The 23,224-nt window shown below is 59.0% G+C and carries 23 protein-coding genes and 1 tRNA gene; 13 read left to right on the top strand and 11 right to left on the bottom strand.

What is annotated here, in order from left to right:
- Positions 1 to 21: 21 nt before the first annotated feature.
- Genes AC1ENN_RS10290 through AC1ENN_RS10280 form a run of 3 tightly spaced genes read right to left on the bottom strand, consistent with a single transcriptional unit; the run spans position 22 to position 4,288 of the window.
- Positions 22 to 339, bottom strand: a complete 318-nt coding sequence (locus tag AC1ENN_RS10290) for a DUF190 domain-containing protein (RefSeq protein ID WP_341954190.1) — start codon at positions 337 to 339, stop codon at positions 22 to 24.
- The gene (locus AC1ENN_RS10285) at positions 336 to 2,774 is read right to left on the bottom strand and encodes a DUF2309 domain-containing protein (RefSeq protein WP_480406015.1); all 2,439 of its coding nucleotides are present in this window, start codon (positions 2,772 to 2,774) and stop codon (positions 336 to 338) included. Before AC1ENN_RS10285 ends, AC1ENN_RS10290 begins: the two co-directional genes overlap by 4 nt.
- The gene (locus AC1ENN_RS10280) at positions 2,774 to 4,288 is read right to left on the bottom strand and encodes a proton-conducting transporter transmembrane domain-containing protein (RefSeq protein WP_480406014.1); all 1,515 of its coding nucleotides are present in this window, start codon (positions 4,286 to 4,288) and stop codon (positions 2,774 to 2,776) included. The genes AC1ENN_RS10285 and AC1ENN_RS10280 overlap by 1 nt, the downstream gene beginning before the upstream one ends.
- A 108-nt stretch (positions 4,289 to 4,396) precedes the next feature.
- Between AC1ENN_RS10280 and AC1ENN_RS10275 the strand changes: the two genes are divergently transcribed.
- Positions 4,397 to 4,681 carry a helix-turn-helix transcriptional regulator gene (locus AC1ENN_RS10275; protein ID WP_341954193.1) on the top strand — a complete coding sequence of 95 codons (285 nt, stop codon included), beginning with the start codon at positions 4,397 to 4,399 and terminating at the stop codon, positions 4,679 to 4,681.
- Between the two features lie 76 nt (positions 4,682 to 4,757).
- Here the strand turns inward: AC1ENN_RS10275 and bcp are convergent, their stop codons facing one another.
- Complete coding sequence (gene bcp / locus AC1ENN_RS10270) at positions 4,758 to 5,237, bottom strand: thioredoxin-dependent thiol peroxidase (RefSeq protein WP_341954194.1); 480 nt, start codon at positions 5,235 to 5,237, stop codon at positions 4,758 to 4,760.
- Between the two features lie 69 nt (positions 5,238 to 5,306).
- Here bcp and AC1ENN_RS10265 point away from each other — a divergent pair.
- The 3 genes from AC1ENN_RS10265 (at position 5,307) to AC1ENN_RS10255 (ending at position 8,013) form a co-directional block, all read left to right on the top strand.
- A tRNA-Lys gene (locus AC1ENN_RS10265) sits at positions 5,307 to 5,382 on the top strand.
- A 240-nt stretch (positions 5,383 to 5,622) separates the two neighbouring features.
- A complete protein-coding gene (locus AC1ENN_RS10260; protein ID WP_480406013.1) occupies positions 5,623 to 5,910 on the top strand; it encodes a cupin domain-containing protein in 288 nt (95 codons plus the stop codon).
- Between the two features lie 342 nt (positions 5,911 to 6,252).
- A complete protein-coding gene (locus tag AC1ENN_RS10255; RefSeq protein WP_480406012.1) occupies positions 6,253 to 8,013 on the top strand; it encodes a hypothetical protein in 1,761 nt (586 codons plus the stop codon).
- Between the two features lie 97 nt (positions 8,014 to 8,110).
- On the opposite strand, the gene AC1ENN_RS10250 is transcribed toward AC1ENN_RS10255, so the two are convergent.
- A complete protein-coding gene (locus tag AC1ENN_RS10250; protein ID WP_480406011.1) occupies positions 8,111 to 8,743 on the bottom strand; it encodes a M23 family metallopeptidase in 633 nt (210 codons plus the stop codon).
- 290 nt (positions 8,744 to 9,033) lie between these two features.
- Here AC1ENN_RS10250 and AC1ENN_RS10245 point away from each other — a divergent pair, with 290 nt between their 5' ends.
- Complete coding sequence (locus AC1ENN_RS10245) at positions 9,034 to 9,786, top strand: gamma-glutamyl-gamma-aminobutyrate hydrolase family protein (protein WP_480406010.1); 753 nt, start codon at positions 9,034 to 9,036, stop codon at positions 9,784 to 9,786.
- Here AC1ENN_RS10245 and AC1ENN_RS10240 read toward each other — a convergent pair whose 3' ends face one another.
- The gene (locus AC1ENN_RS10240) at positions 9,787 to 10,092 is read right to left on the bottom strand and encodes a hypothetical protein (RefSeq protein WP_341954199.1); all 306 of its coding nucleotides are present in this window, start codon (positions 10,090 to 10,092) and stop codon (positions 9,787 to 9,789) included. It lies immediately after the preceding gene.
- 20 nt (positions 10,093 to 10,112) lie between these two features.
- Here AC1ENN_RS10240 and AC1ENN_RS10235 point away from each other — a divergent pair, with 20 nt between their 5' ends.
- Genes AC1ENN_RS10235 through ilvC form a run of 6 tightly spaced genes read left to right on the top strand, consistent with a single transcriptional unit; the run spans position 10,113 to position 17,537 of the window.
- The gene (locus AC1ENN_RS10235) at positions 10,113 to 11,618 is read left to right on the top strand and encodes an alpha,alpha-trehalose-phosphate synthase (UDP-forming) (RefSeq protein ID WP_480406009.1); all 1,506 of its coding nucleotides are present in this window, start codon (positions 10,113 to 10,115) and stop codon (positions 11,616 to 11,618) included.
- Positions 11,618 to 12,418 carry a trehalose-phosphatase gene (otsB, locus tag AC1ENN_RS10230; protein WP_480406008.1) on the top strand — a complete coding sequence of 267 codons (801 nt, stop codon included), beginning with the start codon at positions 11,618 to 11,620 and terminating at the stop codon, positions 12,416 to 12,418. Before AC1ENN_RS10235 ends, otsB begins: the two co-directional genes overlap by 1 nt.
- 27 nt (positions 12,419 to 12,445) lie before the next feature.
- Positions 12,446 to 14,149, top strand: a complete 1,704-nt coding sequence (ilvD, locus tag AC1ENN_RS10225) for a dihydroxy-acid dehydratase (RefSeq protein ID WP_341954202.1) — start codon at positions 12,446 to 12,448, stop codon at positions 14,147 to 14,149.
- A 36-nt stretch (positions 14,150 to 14,185) separates the two neighbouring features.
- Positions 14,186 to 15,970, top strand: coding sequence for an acetolactate synthase large subunit (locus tag AC1ENN_RS10220; RefSeq protein ID WP_480406007.1), 1,785 nt, complete (start codon positions 14,186 to 14,188; stop codon positions 15,968 to 15,970).
- Positions 15,971 to 15,974: 4 nt separating this feature from the next.
- A complete protein-coding gene (gene ilvN, locus AC1ENN_RS10215) occupies positions 15,975 to 16,481 on the top strand; it encodes an acetolactate synthase small subunit (RefSeq protein ID WP_341954204.1) in 507 nt (168 codons plus the stop codon).
- Positions 16,482 to 16,511: 30 nt separating this feature from the next.
- The gene (gene ilvC, locus AC1ENN_RS10210) at positions 16,512 to 17,537 is read left to right on the top strand and encodes a ketol-acid reductoisomerase (protein ID WP_480391112.1); all 1,026 of its coding nucleotides are present in this window, start codon (positions 16,512 to 16,514) and stop codon (positions 17,535 to 17,537) included.
- An 88-nt stretch (positions 17,538 to 17,625) separates the two neighbouring features.
- Here the strand turns inward: ilvC and AC1ENN_RS10205 are convergent, their stop codons facing one another.
- Entirely contained in the window at positions 17,626 to 18,390 is a 765-nt protein-coding gene (locus AC1ENN_RS10205) for a DUF1353 domain-containing protein (protein ID WP_449647163.1), read from the bottom strand.
- A gap of 76 nt (positions 18,391 to 18,466) precedes the next feature.
- Between AC1ENN_RS10205 and AC1ENN_RS10200 the strand changes: the two genes are divergently transcribed.
- Complete coding sequence (locus AC1ENN_RS10200; RefSeq protein ID WP_449647162.1) at positions 18,467 to 19,183, top strand: Pr6Pr family membrane protein; 717 nt, start codon at positions 18,467 to 18,469, stop codon at positions 19,181 to 19,183.
- Here the strand turns inward: AC1ENN_RS10200 and AC1ENN_RS10195 are convergent.
- The 3 genes from AC1ENN_RS10195 to AC1ENN_RS10185 form a co-directional block, all read right to left on the bottom strand.
- On the bottom strand, positions 19,180 to 19,968 hold the full coding sequence (locus AC1ENN_RS10195) for a HesA/MoeB/ThiF family protein (RefSeq protein WP_480406006.1): 789 nt from the start codon (positions 19,966 to 19,968) through the stop codon (positions 19,180 to 19,182). The two genes, AC1ENN_RS10200 and AC1ENN_RS10195, sit on opposite strands and share 4 nt — an antisense overlap.
- 116 nt (positions 19,969 to 20,084) lie before the next feature.
- On the bottom strand, positions 20,085 to 20,603 hold the full coding sequence (locus AC1ENN_RS10190; protein ID WP_480406005.1) for an META domain-containing protein: 519 nt from the start codon (positions 20,601 to 20,603) through the stop codon (positions 20,085 to 20,087).
- Positions 20,604 to 20,687: 84 nt separating this feature from the next.
- Positions 20,688 to 21,080 carry a DoxX family protein gene (locus AC1ENN_RS10185; protein ID WP_480406004.1) on the bottom strand — a complete coding sequence of 131 codons (393 nt, stop codon included), beginning with the start codon at positions 21,078 to 21,080 and terminating at the stop codon, positions 20,688 to 20,690.
- A 132-nt stretch (positions 21,081 to 21,212) separates the two neighbouring features.
- On the opposite strand from AC1ENN_RS10185, the gene serA reads away from it, so the two are divergent.
- On the top strand, positions 21,213 to 22,805 hold the full coding sequence (serA, locus tag AC1ENN_RS10180; protein WP_449647158.1) for a phosphoglycerate dehydrogenase: 1,593 nt from the start codon (positions 21,213 to 21,215) through the stop codon (positions 22,803 to 22,805).
- Positions 22,806 to 22,895: 90 nt separating this feature from the next.
- On the opposite strand, the gene AC1ENN_RS10175 is transcribed toward serA, so the two are convergent.
- Complete coding sequence (locus tag AC1ENN_RS10175; RefSeq protein WP_449627145.1) at positions 22,896 to 23,150, bottom strand: DUF6458 family protein; 255 nt, start codon at positions 23,148 to 23,150, stop codon at positions 22,896 to 22,898.
- Between the last annotated feature and the right edge of the window lie 74 nt (positions 23,151 to 23,224).

Raw genomic sequence — 23,224 nt, 5'->3', positions numbered from 1 at the left:
GATATCTGCCTTGCGGCGGCGTCACTTGAAATACTCGGGTCGGCTGACGTAGGTTTCAGCAACGAACATGACGCCACTCGTCGAATCGAGCATTGCTCTGACTGCCTCAACCAATTGTTCGGCTTTGGCCTGGGGAAGCACAGTGATGATCATGGTCAAGGTGTCGTACTCGTTGAAGAGCAGATCTCCGGAGCGTTGGCCATGATGCCCAATTCCTGAAACGCCCGATACGGAGGTGTAGCCGGTCGCTCCAGCGGACGCAATGAGTTCACGCAGATCGGGTGCTTGACGCGCCGGAACGATGATTTCTATTCGAGTCATCTTGGTGAGGCCGTTCATGAGTGTGGTCCTTCCATTGTGGTTGTGTGTTTTTTCCATCCGACCGACGTGTGCCGGTACCAGGGAGCGTCTGAGTCTTCACGCGCGGTCAGCGTGATCCAATCGTTGTCCAAAAGATCGCGCAGGACTTGGTTGCGGGAAACAATCCGACCGACTTTTGTGAGGGGAGCCTGCACGAGTACGGCAAGTCGCAGCGGTTCATGGAACGCGTGTTTACCGACACCGACAGACTGCCAGGGGAGGCCGCGGCGCAGGTCACCTTCGTGGCCGGAAAGGACTCCGGTTACTCCGATCGCGTTGTGAATCGTCTTGGTTCCCGCACCCAGCGTTTCGGGGTTGAGGGTGGAGAAGTAGTACTGGTGATTGATCCATTGAGCGACGACCATCGGTGCGGTCAGGATAGTTTCAAGCGCCAAGTCGCTCTCATCCAGCTCCGGCCGATAGGAGTGCAGGAAAACTCGACGTTTGAGGTCGACGCCGCGGGTCATTTCGCGGGGGCCGATAATCATGGCGGCGTTCCCGGCCAATCCGAGCTCTGGATAGACCTCGGACCAGTCGTGCGCTCGACGCCGGATGCTCGCGGGCTTTGATCGTGTGTTGGAACCAGGGAGATCTCGAGCCCGCTCCTGAAGCAGTTGGTCGGCTGCACACCGTTGGAGCAATCGGAAGTCGCGCACCCGCTCACTGTGGCTCTCGGGAATGAGGGAACTATCGAGAACCGTGATTGCATCGGTCACCGTGTTGTGTTCGGCTGCAACGAAGACGCAGTCTTCCGGAATCGCGATTCCGCGGCGCTGAAGAAGGGTTCGAACTTCCTGATCATTGAATAGTGCAACGGCGGCACGCGCATTGGCCGCTCCCGGATTGCCCCCACAGGCACCGCAGTCGAGCGCAGACTGATACAGGTTGTTCATTGACTCGGAGGTGTGTCCGGTGATCACGATGAGCGGTGCAAAGTAGGTGAGCCCCATCATCCGGATCGCAGTTTCGGCAAGCGACACACGTTCCTCGAGCGTGAACGCATCTGCGACGGTGACTGTGCTCTCGAGCGCGGGGATCTGTTGGGAGGCGAATTCGTTGAGTCGCCCGGTGAGAGCGGGCGCGAACGTGCGCAGGATGCTCCCTGCTCCGTAGAACCATCCCGCGATCTCGGCAAGCGCGAATGGGGTTGTAGTGTTCGTGTCGGCAGCGTGCAGTGCCCTGCGCAGCGCGTTCCGCCGTCGCCGTGACCGCATATTCTTCGCAGCGTTTTCGGGAGTGAATGGCCGCTCTGTGACGTGATGGCGTGGCTCAAGCAGCGCGGGCAATGAGTTGATCGCACCCCGAGCTTGGTACTGGGAGAAGCGAATGGGGATGCCAAAAAACCCCGCGAACCCGACTGTTTCCACGGAAGTGTCTGACTCAAGGTGACGGCGCATTCCTTCAGACCTCGGATCGATGCACATCACTACCTGAACCTGAGCGCTATCGTGAGCTGGTGCACTCGGAACGAGCGACGTGATGAGTGAGTTGCGGTAGTTGAGTTCGTAGGCCTTCTGCCACGTGAACGGATGCTCACGAGTGCCGTGTGCCGCCAGTACACGAGCAACCATTGCGACATCGTGGCTGTGTGCGGTATCGCCGGTGACGCTATCCGCCACTCGACGCGCGCGAGCCCACACGCTTTCGTCACGTTGCGAGGGAGTGTTGTTCTCTTTAACAGAACGCGGCGGAAGGTCAAGGATCATACGGAGGCTCAGGCGCACGGCTAGGTAGCTGGTCAAATCGATGTCGCCATGTTTAGCTGCACGCCATTTGATGTGGGCAACCCAGCCCGGCAAGGATGTGAGCTCCCGTCGCAGCGTTGGCGTAGTCTCGTCACTTGCCACGGCGAAGTGTTTGAGGGCGTGCGCGAGAGCGCTATCTGGTTGGTCGAGAAGATCGGTGATTTTTCTGCGTGCCCGCTGCGGCAAAGATCGGTCGAACCGTGCCAGCCGCTTCCAGGACCGATAGAAACCTTCCTCACGGTGTGGCATCGGCCAGAGCGGATCCCGAATGAGGTAAGCGGCGACCCACGCTGACACGCGGGCATCGACCGGGTCGATGGTCAACTCAGTCTCCGGTGAGCTCTCGCTTGGGGGAGAGAGTTGCATATCGAGTGCGGCGAGGCCCACTACCGGCACGTTGTATGCGCCGATTGTGGTGCGTCCTGCGAGTTCGGGGACCCTCTCCAAGAGTGCCAGCTCCACATCTTCCGGACGAATGCGTCCTCTCTTGAGGTCAGCTAAATACGCGTTGATAGTGCGGGTCGTGGTGGAGCCGGCCAGTTCGGCGGAGTCGAAGGGGATAGCTTCTTGGCCGGCCAGAGGGTTGATGGCGATGAAGGACTCGAGCGGCCATGATGGCACGACCTCATGGGCCGCTGACGCTACGTTGGCGCGGAGAATCAAACTCATCAGATTAGTCCTTTCGACAGGGAGCTTCGCGAGATTGTTGCCGAGAGTGACCGGGCATATACCAACTCGCGAAGGGTGGAGTTTCTCGTTCGAGCTCGTGCCAGAACTTCAACGCCGATGAGTCCGACCGCGGGAATAATGAGGAGCCAGGGAGGTGCTCCGATGCCGCTGTTAGCGACGTCGAGCACTAGGCCGAACAGGTGAATGGCAACCGTGTATCCAAAAGATACCGCGATGGTGACTACGATTCCGAGGGTGAGGCTCTGGAGCGAGAAGTGGGTCAACAATCCGGCTCCGAGCGTGACACCAAGAGTCAGCGCGACGAACACGAAGAGACCAAGTTCAGCATCCGTGATGTTGGGAGCGAACATCGTTTTAGCTGCGATGAGGGATGCGACGGGCGCCAGGACCGCCACAGCCGTTGATGCCACAATGACTACGCGACTGGTGGGCACCGAAACGGGAAGGTTGCGGTCAATGGTGTGTTCCCGCACGCCGGTGCCAGCGCTGAGGAAGAGTGTCGATTTGAAGAGCGAGTGAGCGACGAGGTGGAAGATTGCCGCGGCGTATAGGCCCAGACCGCAGGTCATTATCATGAAACCCATCTGGGCCATGGTGGAGAACACAAGCCGGCCTTTGACATCGGGTCGCACGAGCCGTACCGCGGAGGCGTAGACCACGGTGGCTGATCCGGCAAGGAAGATCACGATCATCACGGATTGATGCAGGCTCACTGTTTCGGAGAACCGCAATAGCAGGATTGCGCCGGCGTTGACGACCCCAGCGTGCATCAACGCAGACACCGGTGTGGGTGCGGCAAGGGTAAAAGGTAGCCAGCCGTGAAAAGGGATCTGACTTGAGCGGGCGAGAGCGCTCACGACGAGCAACGCTGCCACAAGGAACTGCAGGGGCAGTGGCATCTCGATAACCTGCGAGGCTACTTCGTTGAGTGGCACGTCTCCTCCTGCGGCGACGAGCACGATTGCCAGGCCGATCAGCAGTCCCGAATCGGCAATCCCGAATCGCAGTGCTGTGCGGCGAATTCCGTCTTGTGCCTGGTTCAATTGGCGGTAGGTCGCGAGAAGTGCCACAAGGGCGGCTCCTGCTCCAATCCATGCGACGACGAAAGCTGTCACAGTCGCTGCGCACACCAGGAAAATAGTGAACCCAGTGACGATGTTGGTGCTCAGGATGAACCAGGTTTGCCGCGCGTCTCCGCGCAGGTAACGGAGCGCGAAGACTTGGATGAGCATGCTGAGACCGAGCACCAGCAGCGACATGATGAGGGCTAGGGGATCCCATTGCAGCGCGCCAAATTCGATCGTACGGGTGTCCGCGCTCGTTGTGCTGCTGAAGATACTGAGCAAACCGACAGCGAGCAGCCCCACCCCAGTGATTACGCTTGCCGACACTCCCACGGTGTGTGGGGTCAGCTTGGCCCGTGACAGAACTCCCGCAACAACTGCTGCTAACCACGGTGACACCATGGCGGCGCCCAGAATTACAACGTCCACTCCACACCCTCACTGTTGGCGAAAACTAATACGCGAAAAACGTAGCACACGTTATAAGTCCTGAATTGCAAGTGGTGCTAATTTTTTCGTCTGAGGTATGGTTGGGGCATGGCAAAATGGACGTTCCTCACCAACCACGCGCATGTCCTCATGTGTGTGTCGGAGAACCCCAATGCACTGCTTCGGGATGTCGCCACTCAGGTGGGAATCACTGAGCGCGCAGCGCAGCGAATCGTCACGGAGCTTGAAGAAGCTGGGTACCTTGAGCGGCAACGTGAGGGTCGCCGAAACTCGTACCGACTCAATACGTCGATGCCCTTGAGGCATCCGCTCGACACGGACTATCGCGTGGGGGAGCTGCTGGCGATGTTTGCTAAAGGTAAGGCTGAATAGTTCTGTTCTAGATCCGCCTGAGCGGAGTCGGGAGCGACGTCGTTTGCGCGAATCATCGCCCCCGCGCCATCAGCGGTTAATCGAGCCCAAGCTTTTTGCGCAGTGACGTGACATGCCCTGTGGCCTTCACCGCATACAAAGGCAGTGAAATGCTGCCGTCCTCGCCAATGACGAAGGTGGAGCGGATGACGCCAACAACCTGCTTGCCGTACAAGTTCTTTTCGCCCCACGTTCCATATGCTTCGTGCACTTCGTGGTTGGGGTCGCTGAGGAGCGGGAAAGTAAGGCCCTCTTTGTCCCGGAATTTGGACAGCTTCTCGGGAGTATCGCGAGAAACACCCAGCACGGCATAACCCTCAGACTGCAGGGCGCCAAGCTGATCTCGGAAGTCACACGCCTGTGTCGTGCATCCGGGAGTCATCGCTGCTGGGTAGAAATAGAGAATCACCTTCGTGCCAGAAAAGTCGCTTAACGACACCAGATTTCCGTCGTGATCAGGCAAAGAAAAGCCTGGTGCCGGGGTGCCTGCAGCAAGTCGAGTTGATTCCGTAGTCATTGTGCTCCTTGGTCGCTTTAACTCATGGTAACGTTGATCCTCGGTTGCCTGAGAGGTCAACCGCGCCAAGCACCTCTAGCTCAATTGGCAGAGCAACTGACTCTTAATCAGTGGGTTCCGGGTTCAAGTCCCGGGGGGTGTACCAATTCGAAAAGCCTCGCAATCACAAAGATTTGGAGGCTTTTTGTGTCTTTCTCGCGCAGCGTGCCCGCTCTACCTGAGTATGCAAGCTAGCTATCAACCCCCGCGGCGCACGATCGGCCTTGCGACGGACACCAGAGCCTTTGTGGGTCTGCGGTTAGTCTAGGCGCGACGACGTGCGTCTTCGCGAAGCTCGTTCTCTGACAGTCCACATTCTCTTACGGTAACTAGAGGAGCGCTAAAAATGGATACCGCAGTTCCGCAACCGGTAATCGACGGGTCGAAGGCAAGGGTCACTAGGTGGGATCTCGCCCCAGGGGCAGAGACCGGCCATCATCGACACGAACTTGACTACATCGTGATAGCGATCACGGACGGCGCGCTTCTTCAGAAGAGTGAAGATGCGGAGGTCTCGGTGCCGTTGTCACCGGGCAGCGCTTACTTTCGGGAAGCTGGCGTGGAGCACAACGTTTCCAATCAAGGCGACAAGACCGTGACGTTCGTCGAGGTGGAACTCCATGATGCGCCATGACTGAAGTTGCAGTGATTGGTCCAATCTCGGTTTTGTGATCCGGGCCCCTCTCTGGTTCACCTGAGGCAGCTTGCGGGCACGCGATCTGCGGCGTGAATTCAGACGAGTTTGTCTACTGCCCCCTGCATGGGGGGACATGCTATTTTGTGGTCAGCACTTGACCGACCCGAATCGGTTACCCCGACGGTGCTGAAGAAGGTGATGCCCGAATCTCACCCCAGCGGCGCGTTTTACCCCCGTGAATGCGCTCGCACTCCCCATCGTGCGCCAATGGTGATCACGATTCTGCAGCTGCGTGCCGATGCGCCGAAAACGCAATCCCCCTGCAGAAAGCTGCCCATCATGTTCATGAAGAAACTGCTGGCGACGGTAGCCAGTATCGCCCTCACCGGTGGCGCACTCCTCGGAGTCTCCGCCCCCGCATTCGCCGATGAGGCTAGTGCACCCCCCAGCGCTCCCAACGTGTCCGCTCCGGGCGTGTCCGCTCTCGACGCAGAGAGCGGCGCCCCCACACCCGAACCCGCACAACAATCCACTTCCAGTGTCGCGGTCGCCAACGCTCCCGCGCCGGTCGCGAAAAAGTCTGCTCCTGTCGTTGACGCGCCGGCAACTGAAGTCGAAGCACCCGCATCCCCATCTCGCTCAACCACGTACACGGAAAAGAAGGTGTGGGTGTGCAAGTTTGTCTCAAGCGATAATTCACCCTCCGGCTACCGACTCAAGGACGGCGAACAACCGATCCATGTGAGCATCAACGCCCTTGGCGACGATGTTAACGACAGCGGAGACTTCAATGACAGCCAGCCGTCATTCGTCGTTCCCGATGACGATGCGAGCCTGTGTTCGTCTACTGAAGTAACTGTTGACGAAGAAGTCGAGTGCCCGACATACCAGTATGGCGGACGGGTCTACATGACGACCGCGACGAAGTGGTTCTACGGTGCGACTCAGGTTGACTTCACGATCACGCAGGGTACTCGTGCTCTCTCAGTAGGGGAGCGTGTAGCTTGTGACCCGCCCGAGGAGGTGTTTGTGTGCCAGTTTGTGGCGAGCGAGGATCATCCCAGTGGCTGGGTACTGACGCCGGGCGACCAGCCGGTTCTCACCCTGCGGAGCGAGCTCGGCGATGATGTCAACGACACCGGCGACTACGACATCAACCAGCCATCCTTTATCGTCGCAAGTGACGACAGCGATTTGTGTACCTCGAATCTGGTGGAACGTTCCACCGAGGTGATCTGTGCCACCGTGAGCGCTGACGGGCGCGCAATCGTCACTACGGTGAGCAGCGTCTTCTATGGAACGGTCAAGGTCACAGAGACTAGGGCTGAGGAAGTTCGTGGGCTGACCGAGCGCGAGCTGCGCGACTGCTCGCCGGTGGAACTAGCCAAAGCAACCGCAGAAGTGTCACTAATTGACGCATCCTGTAATGCTCCTCAGCAACTCATCCTCGGTGCCATCTCTAATGCCACGTGGGGGGCGGTGACCGACCCTGTGGGCCCTCAGGACTACCGCGTGACGGCGACAGCGAATCCTGGAGCTGAGTTCACCAGCGGTGGTCCCGCACTGATAGTCGCGGCCGGCACAACAACCCTCACGTTTGCCGGAACACTCAACCCACAACTGGATCCGGCGGATCCCGCGTGTGATCTGGAGACCCTGGGCCTTGTCATGCCCGCGGTCACCTTCAGCCAGACCAGTTGCAATGTAGCCGGAAGCTACCGGCTCGGTGTTGCTCCTGGCTATGACCCCGCACTCGTCACGTTTACGGTGAACGGTGTTGCTGGGATCGTTGCTGGCACCTACACGGTCGCGGCCCCGGGATCGGTTGAAGTAACCGTCCAGGTGGTAGATCCGAATGGACTCGAGTTTGATTGGGTTGATCCGCCAGCGTTCGCTTTCGTAGTTCCCGAGGGCACCGCGTGCGACCCTGATCTGCCGACGCTTGCTCTGGGGCTACCAACCCTTGCCCTAGGGCTGCCGACACTCGCTTTCACCGGAAGCGGGGGAGCTGGGCCTCTCTGGTGGCTAGTGCCATCGGGGATGATCTTGCTCGGTGCCGCTGCCGTCTACGTGCGACGCCGATTGGATGCCGTGAGCTAGACGTCCACTAACAAGTTGTGGCCCCGCTGCTCGCAAGCGACGGGGCCACAACTATGCGCGAGGCGTGCGGGCTAAAGCCCGCACGAGCGAAGTAATTTCACGGCAGCCAAGGCATCGGGTCGACGCGTGTTTCGAATACGTAGACCTCGAAGTGAAGGTGCGGGAACGTGGAATAGCCGGTGTTGCCAACGGAACCCAAGAACTGGCCGGCAGCAACCCACTGGCCGGCGACAACAGCCTGTGAGCCTTCGATCAAGTGGGCGTACAAGGTTTTCACTCCGCCGCCGTGATCGACAATAACGTGACGACCCCAGCCGCCACCGAAGGTGACGCTCTCGACCGTGCCAGCAGAGGCCGCAACAATTGCCGAAGCTTCTGGGGCCATGATATCGATGCCGCCATGGAACTCGGTGCCGCGGTAGCCGAAGAGGTCTTTGATGGGGCCGTTAGCAGGGGTGATGTCGAGGGAGCCAGTTGGCCCCGAGGCGGTGATAATGACTTCTTGCCGAACCTGTTCGACCGCAAACGTGTCGCGAACGATGGGTGCGGGGGCGGTGGTTGCGGGCGACGCGAACGTCTGAATGTCGTCGCGGCTGCCGGTAGCAGTGGCGACGCTGGGTGTGCTTGCGGCGGAATTTTCGGGGCCCGCGAGCACAACTTGGTTCGCCGAGTTCGAGAAGGCTGCGGCGGGTACTGTGCCGCCAATGAGGATCGCCCCGATGGCGAGCATAGTTAACGAGCGTTTCAACAGCATTCCTTGGTTTGGGGCAGGGTGCGGTGCTGCGAAAGCGACAACAATCTGGTGTTGGCTCAGCGGCCACTAGGGTGAGCGCTCGAGAGCCAGATTGGTTCGCAGTGCAGCACACTGGCCGAAACCGCTTCGATGCGGTTAGACAGGCGAGTAAGTAGACGAAGTTAGCGCAGATTCCTGAGAACCACTCTCAGGAAGCCACAATTCACTCACAGTTCCCTATATCCTTTGGATGCAAACGTTCTATTTGTTAACGGAGAGGAATCCGCATGGGCACCAGTTCACGGCCAGTAATCGGGCTCACCTCGTACCTCGAACAGGCTCAAACCGGTGTCTGGGATCTCCCCGCGTCGTTCTTGCCGAAAATTTACTTCGAAGCAGTGACGGATGCCGGTGGTATCGCCGTTCTGTTGCCACCACAACCCGTAGATTCCGAGATCGCATCGTCGATCATCCAGGGGCTTGACGGCTTGATCCTGACGGGCGGCAAAGACGTTGACCCGGCCAGATACGGCCAAGAAGCGCACCCGACCACCGATGTTCCCCGCAAAGATCGCGACGCTTTCGAAGATGCGCTCGTGAGGGCGGCTATTGAGCAAAACGTTCCGTTTTTAGGAATCTGCCGCGGTGCGCAGGTGCTCAACGTGGTGCTGGGCGGAACAATTATTCAGCACCTGCCCGACGTGATCGGCTCAAGTCGCTATAGCGCGGGGGGCGGCACCTTCTTAGTGAACGATGTTGCGGTTGAACGCGACACCACACTCAGCTCCCTTCTCGGCGGCGACGACAGCGTGGCAGTGAAGTCGTACCACCACCAAGCGATCGACACACTTGCCGACGGGCTCATCGTCTCCGGACGCAGCGACGACGGCGTGATTCAGGCCGTTGAACTGCCGAGCGTCGACTTTGGGGTTGCCGTGCAGTGGCATCCAGAAGAGGATGCCAAACGAGACTTGCGTCTCTTTGACGGCGTTGTTAAGGCGGCAGCCCGCTATCGTGAGAATCGCTCGCAGCGCGCCTGACTACTTTTCGAGGTCGTACGAGTCTTGAGCCTGTTTGGCGATGGTGCCGACGGCGATCGCGATGGTGAGGCCCCAACTGATCCACATAAGGATGAGACGCCAGTCTCGCGGGCCCTGTTTGGTAGTTTGGAAGACGCTCCAGCCGCCCGCGACTGCGCTGAGGAGACTGCCGTTGAACAGGTACTTGCGCATATTTCCTCCGAGGTTGATGTCGTATAACGCTAGCGTGACATCCTGATTGCTGCCAGCGTAGCTATCTAATGGCGCGGGGAATTGCGCGTTCCGATCCTCAGCCTCAGTTGCCACCCCGCTGATAATGTCTATGCATGGAAGCTCATAAGAATTCTTCTCCTTCCGAGTACGATTTCGTCGTTGTTTCCAACCGGCTGCCGGTCGATTGCATCGTCGGTGACGACGGAGCGATCAGTTGGAAGCGCTCGCCCGGTGGACTGGTTACAGCGCTCGAGCCGGTTATGAAGGCTGCCGATGGTGCCTGGGTCGGCTGGGCGGGGCGTCCCGATCTTGAGATCGAGCCGTTCCAGCACGACGGTATTCACATTGTTCCGGTGCCGCTGAGTTCTCAAGATATTGAGGAGTACTACGAGGGGTTTAGTAATGACACCCTGTGGCCGCTGTATCACGACGTGATTGCGCCACCGGCCTACCACCGCGAGTGGTGGGATGATTACGTTACGGTCAATCAGCGGTTCGCGGATGCCGCAGCCGCCATCAGTGCCGAGAGTGCTGTTGTGTGGGTGCAGGATTACCAGCTGCAGCTCGTGCCGCGCATGCTGCGAGAAAAGCGTCCCGATCTCACTATCGGTTTCTTCAATCATATTCCGTTTCCGCCATACGGGATTTTTGCCCAGTTGCCGTGGCGCACGCAGATTATAGAAGGCATGCTCGGTGCTGACGTTGTTGGGTTCCAGCGTGCGTCTGACGCTTCCAACTTTTCGTCGGCGGTTCGTCGGCTCACGAATCATCCAACGAAGAACCCGGCGATTGAGGTGACCATTGCCGGGCAATCTACGCGCCGCGTGGTTGCTAAGGCGTTCCCGATTTCAATTGATTCCCACAGCTTCGAGGAGTTGGCGCGGCAGCCTACTATTCAGCAGCGTGCTCGCGACATTCGTAAGGGTCTCGGTAACCCGAAGACGATCATGCTCGGCGTTGATCGCCTCGACTACACGAAGGGCATCCGCCACCGTCTGAAGGCATATGGCGAGTTGTTGCGTGATGGCTTGATCGAGGTCGGCGATGTTGCGCTCATCCAGGTCGCGAGTCCGAGTCGTGGCCGCGTTGAGGCCTATATGCATTTGCGTGACGAAATCGAGCTCACGGTGGGTCGCATTAACGGTGACTACAGCACGCTGAGCCATTCCCCGATCAGTTATCTGCACCAGGGTTTTCCGCGTGAAGAGATGGTTGCGTTGTATTTGGCCGCTGATGTGCTGCTGGTGACCGCACTGCGCGATGGCATGAACTTGGTTGCGAAGGAGTATGCGGCGAGCCGTTTCGATAATGACGGTGTTCTGATTTTGAGTGAGTTTACGGGCGCCTCTGAAGAGTTGCGCAAGGCGCTATTGATTAACCCGCACGACATCGATGGGGTCAAGGAGGCGATGATGCGGGCCATCAACATGCCCAAGCCTGATCGCGCGACCCGTATGCGTTCCATGCGTAAACGTGTTCTCGAGCACGATGTTGCCCGTTGGTCGAATGCCTTCCTCAAGAATTTGGCTGCTACTCGATCTGACCGTCATCGTCGCATCGCGCCGCTGGAGATGGCGGAAGAGGTTGAGTGGACCGTCGAGCGAAAGCGGGTCAAGTAGTGGTGCAGTACTCCTCGGATGCGGAGATCGCGGCGGCGATTGATGCTCTTGTCGTGGTGCCTACTTTGCTGATCGCTCTCGATTTTGATGGCACGTTGGCGCCAGAGGTTGATAACCCACTTGACGCTCGTGCGCTTCCTGAAGCCCAAGAGCAATTGATGCGGATGCTCGAACTCGCCGACACTCGTGTGGCCCTTATTTCGGGGCGTGCACTCGACAGTCTCGAACATGTGGCGCACCTTCCCGGCCACGTGCTGTTCGGTGGATCGCACGGGTTGGAATACCGGCTCGATGAGGGCGACTCAGCCCTACCAATGAGCGAAGGACATACCGCAGCGCTCATGAAACTTGACGTGCTCATGCACGAACTTGCCGCCAGCGCCGAAGGCGCGTGGGTGGAGCTGAAACCGGCGGGGCGCGCGCTGCACTTTCGAATGACAACTCCCGAAGACGCCGAACGGCTTCACGCGGAAGCTTTGGCTAGGGGCGCGGCTGAAATGCCGGGGCTGACCACTCGATTCGGCAAGAACGTTGTGGAGTTTGCGGTCCATTCCGCCACCAAGGGCGATGCGATCGACCGGTTGCGCGACTACGTGGGTGCTGACGCGATTTTCTTCGCCGGTGACGACACCACCGATGAAGATGCCATCGCCGTGCTCGGCGAGAATGACCTCGGCGTTCGAGTGGGAGATGCACCGTCAGCTGCGAGACTTCGTGTGGCGGGAACACGCGAAATTGCTGCAGTTCTGAAGGTACTCGCCGATGGGCGTGCAACCGCAGTTTCGGCCCGGAAAAACTGAAGTATCGTAACGCCCTAAACTCATAGCATGTCTGAGAGCGATTCTATTGATATCAAGCCACGTTCCCGCACGGTAACTGACGGGATCGAAGCAACAACGTCGCGCGGAATGCTTCGCGCCGTCGGTATGGGTGATGCTGACTGGGAGAAACCTCAGATCGGTATTGCGAGTTCGTGGAATGAGATCACGCCCTGCAACCTCTCACTCGACCGTCTCGCCCAAGCAGCGAAAGAGGGCGTTCATGCTGGTGGTGGTTATCCGCTGCAGTTCGGCACCATCAGCGTCTCTGACGGCATCTCGATGGGTCACGAGGGAATGCACTTCTCGCTCGTTAGTCGCGAAGTCATTGCCGACTCGGTAGAGGTCGTCATGGAGGCCGAGCGCCTCGATGGTTCGGTCACGCTCGCGGGCTGCGACAAGTCGTTGCCAGGGATGCTCATGGCTGCGGCACGCCTCGACCTCGCATCCGTCTTCCTGTATGCGGGTTCGATCGCACCGGGCTGGGTCAAGCTCAGCGACGGCACCGAAAAAGACATCACGATCATTGACTCCTTTGAAGCTGTTGGCGCTGTCAAGGCCGGCCGGATGAGCGAAGCTGATGCCAAGCGCATCGAATGTGCTTTCGCTCCGGGCGAGGGAGCCTGCGGCGGCATGTATACGGCCAACACGATGGCGAGCGTTGCGGAAGCGATGGGTATGAGCCTTCCCGGCTCCGCAAGCCCCGCATCCGCCGACCGCCGCCGCGACTACTTTGCGCACCGCTCCGGCGAGGCCGTCGTCAACCTGCTGCGCAAGGGAATCACCGCGCGAGACATCATGACCAAGAAGGCGTTTGAGAACGCGATCACTATTGCGATGGCTCTCGGTGGCTCAACAAATGTTGTGCTCCATATTTTGGCAATCGCTAATGAGGCTGAGGTCGAGATCACCCTTGACGACTTCAACCGCATCGGTGACAAGGTTCCCCATTTGGGAGACCTCAAGCCTTTCGGCCAGTACGTCATGAATGATGTCGATCGTCACGGCGGGCTACCGGTGCTGATGAAGGCGCTCATGGATGAGGGGCTCATCCATGGTGATGCGCTAACAGTGACGGGCAAAACTGTTGCCGAAAACTTCGCCGAGATGGACATTGACCCGCTCGATGGCGAAGTTCTTCGAAAGTTTGACAACCCCATCCACCCCACCGGTGGTCTCACGATTCTGACCGGTTCGTTGGCGCCCGAAGGTTCTGTTGTGAAGACGGCAGGCTTTGATCGCGCCGAGTTTGAGGGCCCTGCTCGTGTGTTTGAGCGTGAGCGCGAAGCGTTGGATGCTCTTACCGCCGGCACCATCGAGGCCGGCTCTGTTGTGGTTATCCGGTTCGAGGGCCCCAAGGGTGGGCCGGGTATGCGCGAGATGCTCGCGATCACGGCGGCCATCAAGGGCGCTGGACTCGGAAAAGATGTACTACTCTTAACGGACGGACGATTCTCAGGCGGCACAACCGGACTGTGCATCGGCCACATAGCTCCCGAAGCAGTAGACGCAGGTCCTATTGCATTCGTGCGCGATGGTGATCTGATACGGGTCGATATCGCAGCTCGCTCGCTCGATTTACTTGTCGACTCCGCTGAGCTCGAAGCCCGCCGAAAAGGCTGGGCCCCCCTACCTCCGCGTTACACGCGAGGCGTTCTTGCCAAGTATTCGAAGCTTGTGCAGTCCGCTGCCCGCGGCGCGGTAACCAGTTAGCGCCACGCTCACCAGTGAAATTTAAAGGATTTGTACATGTCCTCTGACCCCGTACCGCGGCCCAAGAGCACGACGCCGGAAATTTTGACCGGTTCTGGTGCGATTCTTCGCAGTTTGGAAAAGCTGGGGGTGAAGGACGTCTTCGGCTTGCCCGGAGGCGCAATCATGCCCTTCTACGACGAACTGATGGCATCTACGGCTATTCGTCACATTTTGGTCCGCCACGAGCAGGGCGCTGGGCACGCAGCTGAGGGCTACGCTTCGTCGTCGGGAAAACTTGGCGTGTGTATTGCAACGTCCGGTCCGGGCGCGACTAACCTCGTCACAGCAATTGCGGATGCCCACATGGACTCGGTGCCGCTACTCGCGATCACCGGTCAGGTGTTTTCGACCTCGATGGGAACCGATGCATTCCAAGAGGTAGATATCTCGGGCATCACGATGCCGATCACGAAGCACTCGTTCCTCGTCACAAAGCCGGAAGACATTCCGGCGACACTGGCCGCGGCGTACCACATTGCAACGACGGGTCGCCCTGGTCCGGTGCTGGTAGACGTCACGAAAGACTGCCAGCAGGCATCCGCACCGTTCATTTGGCCACCCAAGGTTGATCTGCCCGGGTACCGCCCCATCACGAAGGCACACGGCAAGCAGGTTCAGGCTGCGGCTCACATGCTGGCCGCGGCCGAGCGCCCTGTCTTCTATGTGGGCGGCGGCGTCATACGCTCAGGCGCAGCCGCAGAGCTGTTGGAGCTCGCGACTCTCGTGGGGGCGCCCATCGTGACAACGCTGATGGCTCGCGGTGCGTTCCCTGACTCGAACGATTTGAACCTGGGGATGCCGGGAATGCACGGCACGGTGCCTGCTGTTCTCGCCTTCCAAGAATCTGACCTTCTTATCGCGCTCGGTGCTCGTTTCGATGACCGCGTTACGGGCAAGGCGAGCGAATTCGCGCCTCTCGCCAAGGTTGTCCACGTCGACATCGATCCCGCCGAGATTGGCAAGATTCGTGCGGCAGAGGTGCCCATCGTTGGCGATGCTAAAGATGTGATCGTCGACCTGATTGCTGCCTTCACCGACGCGAGCAAGACAACGAAGCCTGACTACAGCGCCTGGTGGGAGCGGCTCAATTCTCTGCGCAATCAGTTCCCGCTCGGGTTCACCGAACCCGATGACGGACTGCTGTCACCGCAGTATGTGATCCAACGCATCGGTGAAATCACTGGCCCGGAGGGCATCTTTGCCGCCGGCGTTGGGCAGCACCAGATGTGGGCTGCGCAGTTCATCAAGTATGAGCGCCCCAACGCGTGGCTCAACTCGGGTGGTGCCGGCACCATGGGGTACGGTCTTCCGTCGGCCATGGGCGCCAAGGTCGCTAACCCTGAGCGCGATGTGTGGGCGATTGATGGCGATGGATGCTTCCAGATGACCAATCAAGAATTGGCCACGTGCACGATCAACAAGATCCCCATCAAGGTCGCGATCATCAACAACTCGAGCCTCGGCATGGTTCGCCAGTGGCAGACCCTGTTCTATGACGGACGCCACTCGTTCACCGATCTCAACACCGGGCACGATACCGAGATGATCCCCGATTTCGTGAAGCTTGGGGAGGCCTATGGCTGCCTCGCTATCCGCGTCACAAAGAAAGAAGAGATTGATCCGGCCATTAAGCTCGCGCTTGAGACCAACGATCGCCCCGTCGTGATCGACTTCGTGGTGAGTCGAGATGCGATGGTGTGGCCGATGGTGCCCCAGGGCGTCGGAAATTCGAGCGTGCAGTACGCCCGCGACCACGCCCCAGAGTGGGAAGAGGAGTAGAGCGATGAGTCACGTACTTTCTCTGCTGGTAGAAGACAAACCAGGTCTGCTCACTCGCGTCGCAGGGTTGTTTGCGCGGCGCGGGTTCAACATCCAATCGCTGGCTGTGGGCTCAAGCGAGATCGAAGGCCTTTCGCGCATCACCGTTGTGGTGGATGTCGAAGAGCTGCCGCTCGAGCAGGTCACCAAGCAGCTCAACAAGCTCATCAACGTCATCAAGATCGTCGAGCTTGACCCCGCGCAGTCGGTAACGCGCGAACACCTTCTGATCAAGGTGCGCGTCGATAACACGACGCGTTCACAGATTCTCGAAGCGGTAAACCTGTTCCGGGCCCGCGTGGTTGATGTTGCATCTGATGCGCTCATCATCGAAACCACCGGTGACTCGGGCAAGATTCAGGCACTCCTCAGAGTGCTCGAACCCTATGGGATCAAAGAAATTGCTCAGAGTGGATTGCTGGCCATGGGCCGCGGTTCGAAGAGCATCACCGACCGAGTTTTCAAGAACTAACAGCACCACCAACTAAGGAGAATCACTACTGTGACCGAGATCTTTTACGACGATAACGCTGACCTCGCGCTCATCCAGGGCAAAAAGGTTGCTGTCATTGGTTATGGCTCGCAAGGCCACGCCCACGCACTGAACCTGCGTGACTCCGGCGTTGAGGTCAAGATTGGCCTCAAGGAGGGCTCGAAGAGCATCGCAAAGGCAACCGACGCCGGCTTCGAGGTGCTCACGAGCGCCGAAGCAGCCAAGTGGGCTGACGTTGTTGTGATCCTTGCTCCCGACCAGCACCAGCGTGGACTCTACGCCGACGACATCAAGGACAACCTTGTTGCTGGCGACACTCTCGTCTTCGGACACGGCTTCAACATCCGCTTCGGCTACATTGACGCTCCCGCCGATGTTGACGTCATCCTCGTTGCTCCCAAGGGACCGGGTCACACCGTGCGCCGCGAGTACGAAGCTGGCCGTGGCGTTCCCGTTATCGTTGCCGTCGAGAATGACGCCACCGGTACTGCGTGGGACATGGCCTGGTCGTACTCGAAGGCAATCGGCGGACTCCGCGCCGGTGGCATCAAGACCACCTTCACCGAAGAAACCGAGACCGATCTGTTCGGTGAGCAGGCTGTTCTTTGTGGTGGAACCTCGCAGCTCGTACAGTACGGCTTCGAAACCCTCATCGAGGCTGGCTACCAGCCGCAGATCGCCTACTTCGAGGTACTTCACGAGCTCAAGCTCATCGTTGACCTCATGTGGGAGGGCGGCATCGCTAAGCAGCGTTGGAGCGTTTCTGACACCGCTGAGTACGGCGACTACGTTTCGGGCCCCCGCGTCATCGACGCCTCGGTCAAGGAAAACATGAAGGCTGTTCTCGCAGACATCCAGTCGGGTGCCTTCGCCGACCGCTTCATCAAGGACCAGGATGCTGGCGGAGTTGAGTTCCTCGCCCTGCGTGAAAAGGGCCAGAACCACCCCATCGAAGCAACTGGCAAGGAGCTGCGTGCTCTCTTCGCTTGGAAGCAGCAAGACTCCGACTACACCGACGGTTCAGCTGCACGCTAACTTTCGCTAGTCACTACGACGGCCGTTCCGCTACTGCGGGGCGGCCGTTGTGCTGTGCGCTGCTAGCTGTGTGCTGCTAGCTGTGCTGCTACTTGGGCGGCAGTGTTGTTCCGCGGTCCGGCCAACGCAGTGTCGGCTCCGCCTTGGGGGCAGGGCCGGGGGTGCCTGTTCCCACCCAGATGGATAACGCCAAGAGTTGTTCAAGGCGCGACCCGATGAAGGCGGCGGCAACCAGCGGCGCGTACAGGGCGCCCAGATAGGTGGCGGCAAGAACGAGATCCAGATTTTTGCCCCAGACTGCGGCGGCAATTGCGGGAGCCAGCGCGAGAATGAGCCACAGCGGATGCACGATCACCGCGAGCACGACAGCGCCAATGATCGCCAGCACACCAAGACTGAGTTGCGTGATTATCGCGGCTCCCAGCGCCCCGGCATGGCGGGCGTACCGCTCAATTCCCACCGATGCCCACATGACACGGGCGCGCAATTGGTGAACACCACTATCGATGAGTGACACCCGAAAGTCTTCGTCAGCTGTGCGCCTCAGCTCGAGACGTTGATCTGGGGGTGCGAGCCTCGACTGAGCAGTGAGCGAATCATGCAATACGGCTGGCAGTGTTTGTTTGCCAAAACTGGCGATCAGGCCCCACAGAAATGGCGGTACGGAGGCGAAATCGGTGCTGTTGCCCTCTCCAGGGGGAAGCGAGAGATCGTGGGCGGGAATGGTGAGCACGCGATCCCAATCACGCGGGTCGCGCCAACAGAACTCCTCCGAGACCTGAAAGTCTCGCCCTAGGCGGTACACCAACGGCAGGCTGCTCAGCTCAAATCCGTTGCGGTCGGTAAACGGCATTGTGAGCTCCTCGATCGAATGTGCGTCTGCCTGTGTGAACCTGTGTGAACCTGTTTGAGGAGACTAGTCTGTCGGAGTGACAGCGAACGCGCAGCCAATCTCCCCAGAAGCCGCATCCTCAGAACCTCAGCGTGATGTCGGTGACGTCGTCCGGATCTTCGGCATCCTTCGACTCGCCGTTGCGGTCCTCGTCTTTGCCAGCATCGCCACTCAAGTGATTGACGAGTCGATCCACAACGACTTTGTGGCAAAGGAATACTTCAGCTACTTCACCATCCAGTCGAGCCTGATTAACGTCGTGATTCTTGCGCTGAGCGGGCTGGTGGCGGTGCGCCGTGAACGGGAATCGACGCTGTTGTCGGTGCTGCGAGCATCCGTCGTCTCCTATGCTGTCGTCACCGCTGGCGTGTATAACGTGTTGCTTCGTGGCATTCCTGACGAAGGCTATGTGGGGATTCAGTGGCCAAACGAAGTAATCCACGTGTGGGTGCCGCTCTTTTTACTTCTTGATTGGCTCGTGGCCCCATCACGGCCCGTGCTGAGGATGCGCGACGTGCGCATCGTCGTCATCTACCCGCTCGCATGGTTGGCGTTCACTTTCGTGCGCGGCGCACTTGACGGGTGGTTCCCTTACCCGTTCCTGCAGCCCAACGGTCCAGACGGCTGGGGTGGGATCGCGGTCTACGTGCTTGGCATTGCCGCATTCATCATTGGCATTTCGGTGGTGCTGATTGCGGTCAGTCGTGCGCGCTGGGCACGCACCGGTCGCCTGTGGGCGTCGCGTCGCCGCTAGCTCGTCGGCCAGTCGTCGTCTGAGGTGTAGCCGCACAGTTCCCGATAGTCGGCTAGCGCAGTAATGGGTATTGCTCCGGCTGAGCGCGTGTAACGCTTTTCGGAAAAGTCACCGTTGAGCGCATTGAAACGCGTCGTGCGGTTGATCAGTGGTGTGCCGATCTGCGCCGCAATTTTGATCGCTTCACTCGCCACTATCGCAGCAATAACTGCCACTGCTCCCGGAAAGATCCCGTGAGAAAGATTGGTGTCAATGGCGGCGCGTTCCGGCGGTGTCGGATACAGGTCGCGAAAGCCCACACCGCGGGCAGGCCAAGAAACACCAGCTTCTGCGCCAAACTCGCACGCCCAACCCCAGACGACCGGGATGCCGGTGATCTCTGCTGCATCAGCCGCCAGATAGTGGGTGGGATAGTTATCGCTACCGTCGACGACAAGGTCATAGTTGGCAAAGATAGCGAGAGCGTTTTCCGGCGTGAGCTTCTCGTCGATCGCAATGACAGTAGTTGCGGGGCTGAGATCTGCAATGCGGGCGACAGCGGATGACACTTTCTTGTGGCCGACATCCAACAGTCCGTGGATGTGTTGGCGGTGCAAGTTGCTGAGTTCAACACGGTCGTCATCGATGACACCAACGGTGCCGACACCGGCTGCAGCCAACGAAGGTATAGCGGTGCTGCCGACACCGCCCGCCCCGATGACGAGCACGCGTGCGCGCGCCAAATTGTGTTGCGCCTGCTCTCCGAAGTCGGTTAATGAGAGCTGGCGGCTGAACCGCTGATCCATGATCTGATTCTTCCACCGCCGACCTGATTATTCGTCTGAAAACAGCCTCTTCAGAGCTGTTTGCCCGTGAACTGGGGGTCTTGAGTGCGCGCACTGAGTGGTCACGAGCGGCAAGATTACCCCTCCGGAAGCGATGACGACGGCAAGAAGTTGAGGTTGATTCCCTGACCCTGCAGCACGAGGCTGCCTCCCGTGGGAATAGCAGTTGTCGTTGCCGATAGCGCGGCGAAGTAGCGTGACTCGAACTCCATGAGGGAGTTCTCGCATCCCATTCGAGTTGACACCAACGGGCCAATCGCCAGGTCGTTTGGCTCGCCAATAAATGTCGCGCTGTAACTGTTGCACGTCGATTGGCCCATGAGCTCGTCACCTGAAATCGTGAGGATCACCGTTGCAGACTCGTCGAGGGTGAGCGGGCCATTGGGGTCGCTGCCGTCTGCGTAAATCCAGGTGCCGTCAATTCCCTCGATGGGAATGGCATCGCCAGGCGTTTCTTCGACGCCCATGCCCGGACCGCTATCGATCGACGGCTCGTCGGCATCAGCATCCGAGATGGACCCGGCGCAGGCGCTGAGAGCAAGTAGCCCAACAGCCAATAGTGGCGTGAATTTTGCGAGCACTGATTTCTTGGTCATTGTTTCCTCCTACCTAGGTAGACGAAGGGACGCTCGGTTTCGTTGGGTGGGGTTCGAAACTTTTTCAGCGCAGTGAGCGGGTCCTTACAGTGCAGCGAGGAGGCACAGTGCGATCAGCGCTAGTTGCGCGAAGTAGCGCGGCCAAAATGGGGTTGCGGCTTTTCCGAAGCGTTCGCGATGCTCGGCCGCATAGGCATTGGCGGGGAAGACGGCAATCAAAAAGAGCACGAGCGCGATTCCGGCAATAAACCGCACGGGTTCCCACAGCAGCCCAAGACCGCCAGCAACCTCGCAGAGTCCAGTGATGGTGACGAGAATCGTGGGGGAGGGCATCCACTTCTGGCGCAGCACGGGAGGGATCATGGCCCGCATTGTGCGGGCGGGGGCGGCGACAAAGTGGCTGACTCCCATGCCGATAAAGGCGAGTGCGAGGGCAACACGCAACACCCGCTGGGCAATTTCGGCAGCATCCATCATGGGTCTATCGTCGCACTGCGCTGTCACATGGCAACGGCGGCTTCCCGTCGCCGCTAAAGTTGCTGTAGTTGTGTACTCAAGCAGCCTTCGTGGTGTCAGCGCGAAGTCCCCGCGAATTGAAGGACCAGATCTGTGGCTAAGCCGATCGTTGTGATCGCCGAAGAACTTTCCCCCGCAACAGTTGACGCCCTCGGGCCCGACTTTGAGATACGAAACATTGATGGCACCGACCGTGCCGCTTTGAAGTCTGCGCTCGCCGATGCGCAGGCCGTTCTCATCCGCTCTGCAACCACCATGGATGCCGAAGCCCTTGCCGCAGCGCCTTACCTGAAGGTTATTGCGCGTGCCGGTGTTGGGCTCGATAACGTGGACATCAAGGCGGCTACCGCTGCCGGTGTCATGGTGGTGAATGCGCCAACCTCGAACATCATCTCGGCTGCAGAGCTGACTGTCGGGCACATTCTGAGCCTGGCACGTCACATTCCGGCTGCGTCAAGCGCTCTGGCACAGGGGCAGTGGAAGCGTTCGCAGTATTCGGGCACTGAACTGTTTGAGAAGACCATTGGCATCATTGGCCTTGGCCGCATCGGTGGCTTGATTACCGAGCGGATGCAGGCCTTCGGCACGAACATCATCGCCTATGACCCCTATGTCACTTCTGCTCGTGCGCAGCAGATGGGGGTCACGCTGGTGTCGCTTGATGAGCTGTTGCAGCGTGCAGACTTCATCACCATCCACATGCCCAAGACCCCGGAAACAACCGGGATGATTTCGACTGAGCAGTTCGCTCACATGAAGTCGACCGCCTACATCGTCAATGTTGCCCGCGGTGGCCTCATCGATGAAGACGCCCTCTACACAGCTCTCAAGTCGCGCCGCATTGCGGGCGCTGGCCTCGACGTGTTCGTGAGCGAACCGCCAACAGGTTCCCCGCTGCTCGGCCTCGACAATGTCATCGTCACCCCTCACCTCGGCGCTTCGACCGCTGAAGCGCAAGAGAAGGCTGGTGTTTCGGTTGCTAAGTCGGTTCGACTTGCCCTCGGCGGCGAGCTCGTGCCTGACGCCGTGAATGTTGCTGGTGGCATCATCGATCAGAGCGTGCGCCCCGGCATCCCACTCATGGAAAAGCTTGGCCAGGTCTTCTCTGGTCTGTCCGCTAGCCCACTGACGAGTGTCGACATTGAAGTTCGCGGCGAAATTGTCGAGTTCGATGTCAACGTGCTCAAGCTTGCTGCCCTTAAGGGCATCTTCACCAACGTCGTGTCGGAGACAGTTAGCTATGTCAACGCACCGGTTCTTGCCGAGCAGCGTGGCCTCACGGTTCGTTTGATTACGGATGCCGTGAGCCCCGAATACCGCAACCTGCTCACCATCCGTGGTTCGCTGGCAGACGGTTCGCAGGTTTCGGTCTCAGGAACGCTAGTCGGAAACAAGCAGCTCGAGAAGATCGTCGAGATCAACGGCTACGACATTGAGGTTCCGCTCGCGGACCACCTCATCGTGATGATGTACGAAGATCGCACCGGAATCGTCGCTGTCTTCGGTAAGGAATTCGGCGACGCTGAGATCAACATCGCTGGCATGCAGATCGCGCGTGAAAGTGTCGGTGGCAATGCGCTGTCGGTGCTCACCGTCGACTCGCAGGCATCCGCTGAAGTTCTCGCCACCGTGGCGGAGCGCATTGACGCTCGCTACGTGCACGCGATTGACATCGTCGACGCATAATCGTGGTTGCCGCTGATTGCGGCCCAGAGTCAACAAAAGGCGCGCCCCGAGTGATCGGGACGCGCCTTTTGTGTTGGTTCTAGCTAGTCGTTAGATGGTTTCGTCAGGTGTTGTGGTCGTGCGACGTTCGGTAACGGAGTTGTTGACTCCGTCGTTGTTGTGCACGGTGGTTACTGAGGTGCGCTTACGCATCATCAGCACGAGGCCGATGATGAAGACGACAGCTCCGGCGATCATCAGGATGTAGCCGATGAGGTCGAAGTTCACCCCTGCCACTTGAAGGTCGAGCGCGAAAGTAAGAATCGCGCCGATAACTACTAATACAATTCCGGTTCCGATACTCATGTGCCCAATTTTAGCGCGCCTCGTACAGTGCGCAATCAGAAAACACTCAGGAAAGCCATATTTATGAAATTCTG

The sequence above is a fragment of the Rhodoglobus sp. G.S.23 genome (assembly GCF_056675935.1).
Note: the sequence above shows the minus strand (reverse complement) of the source record. Positions and strands in the feature narration are given on the sequence as shown.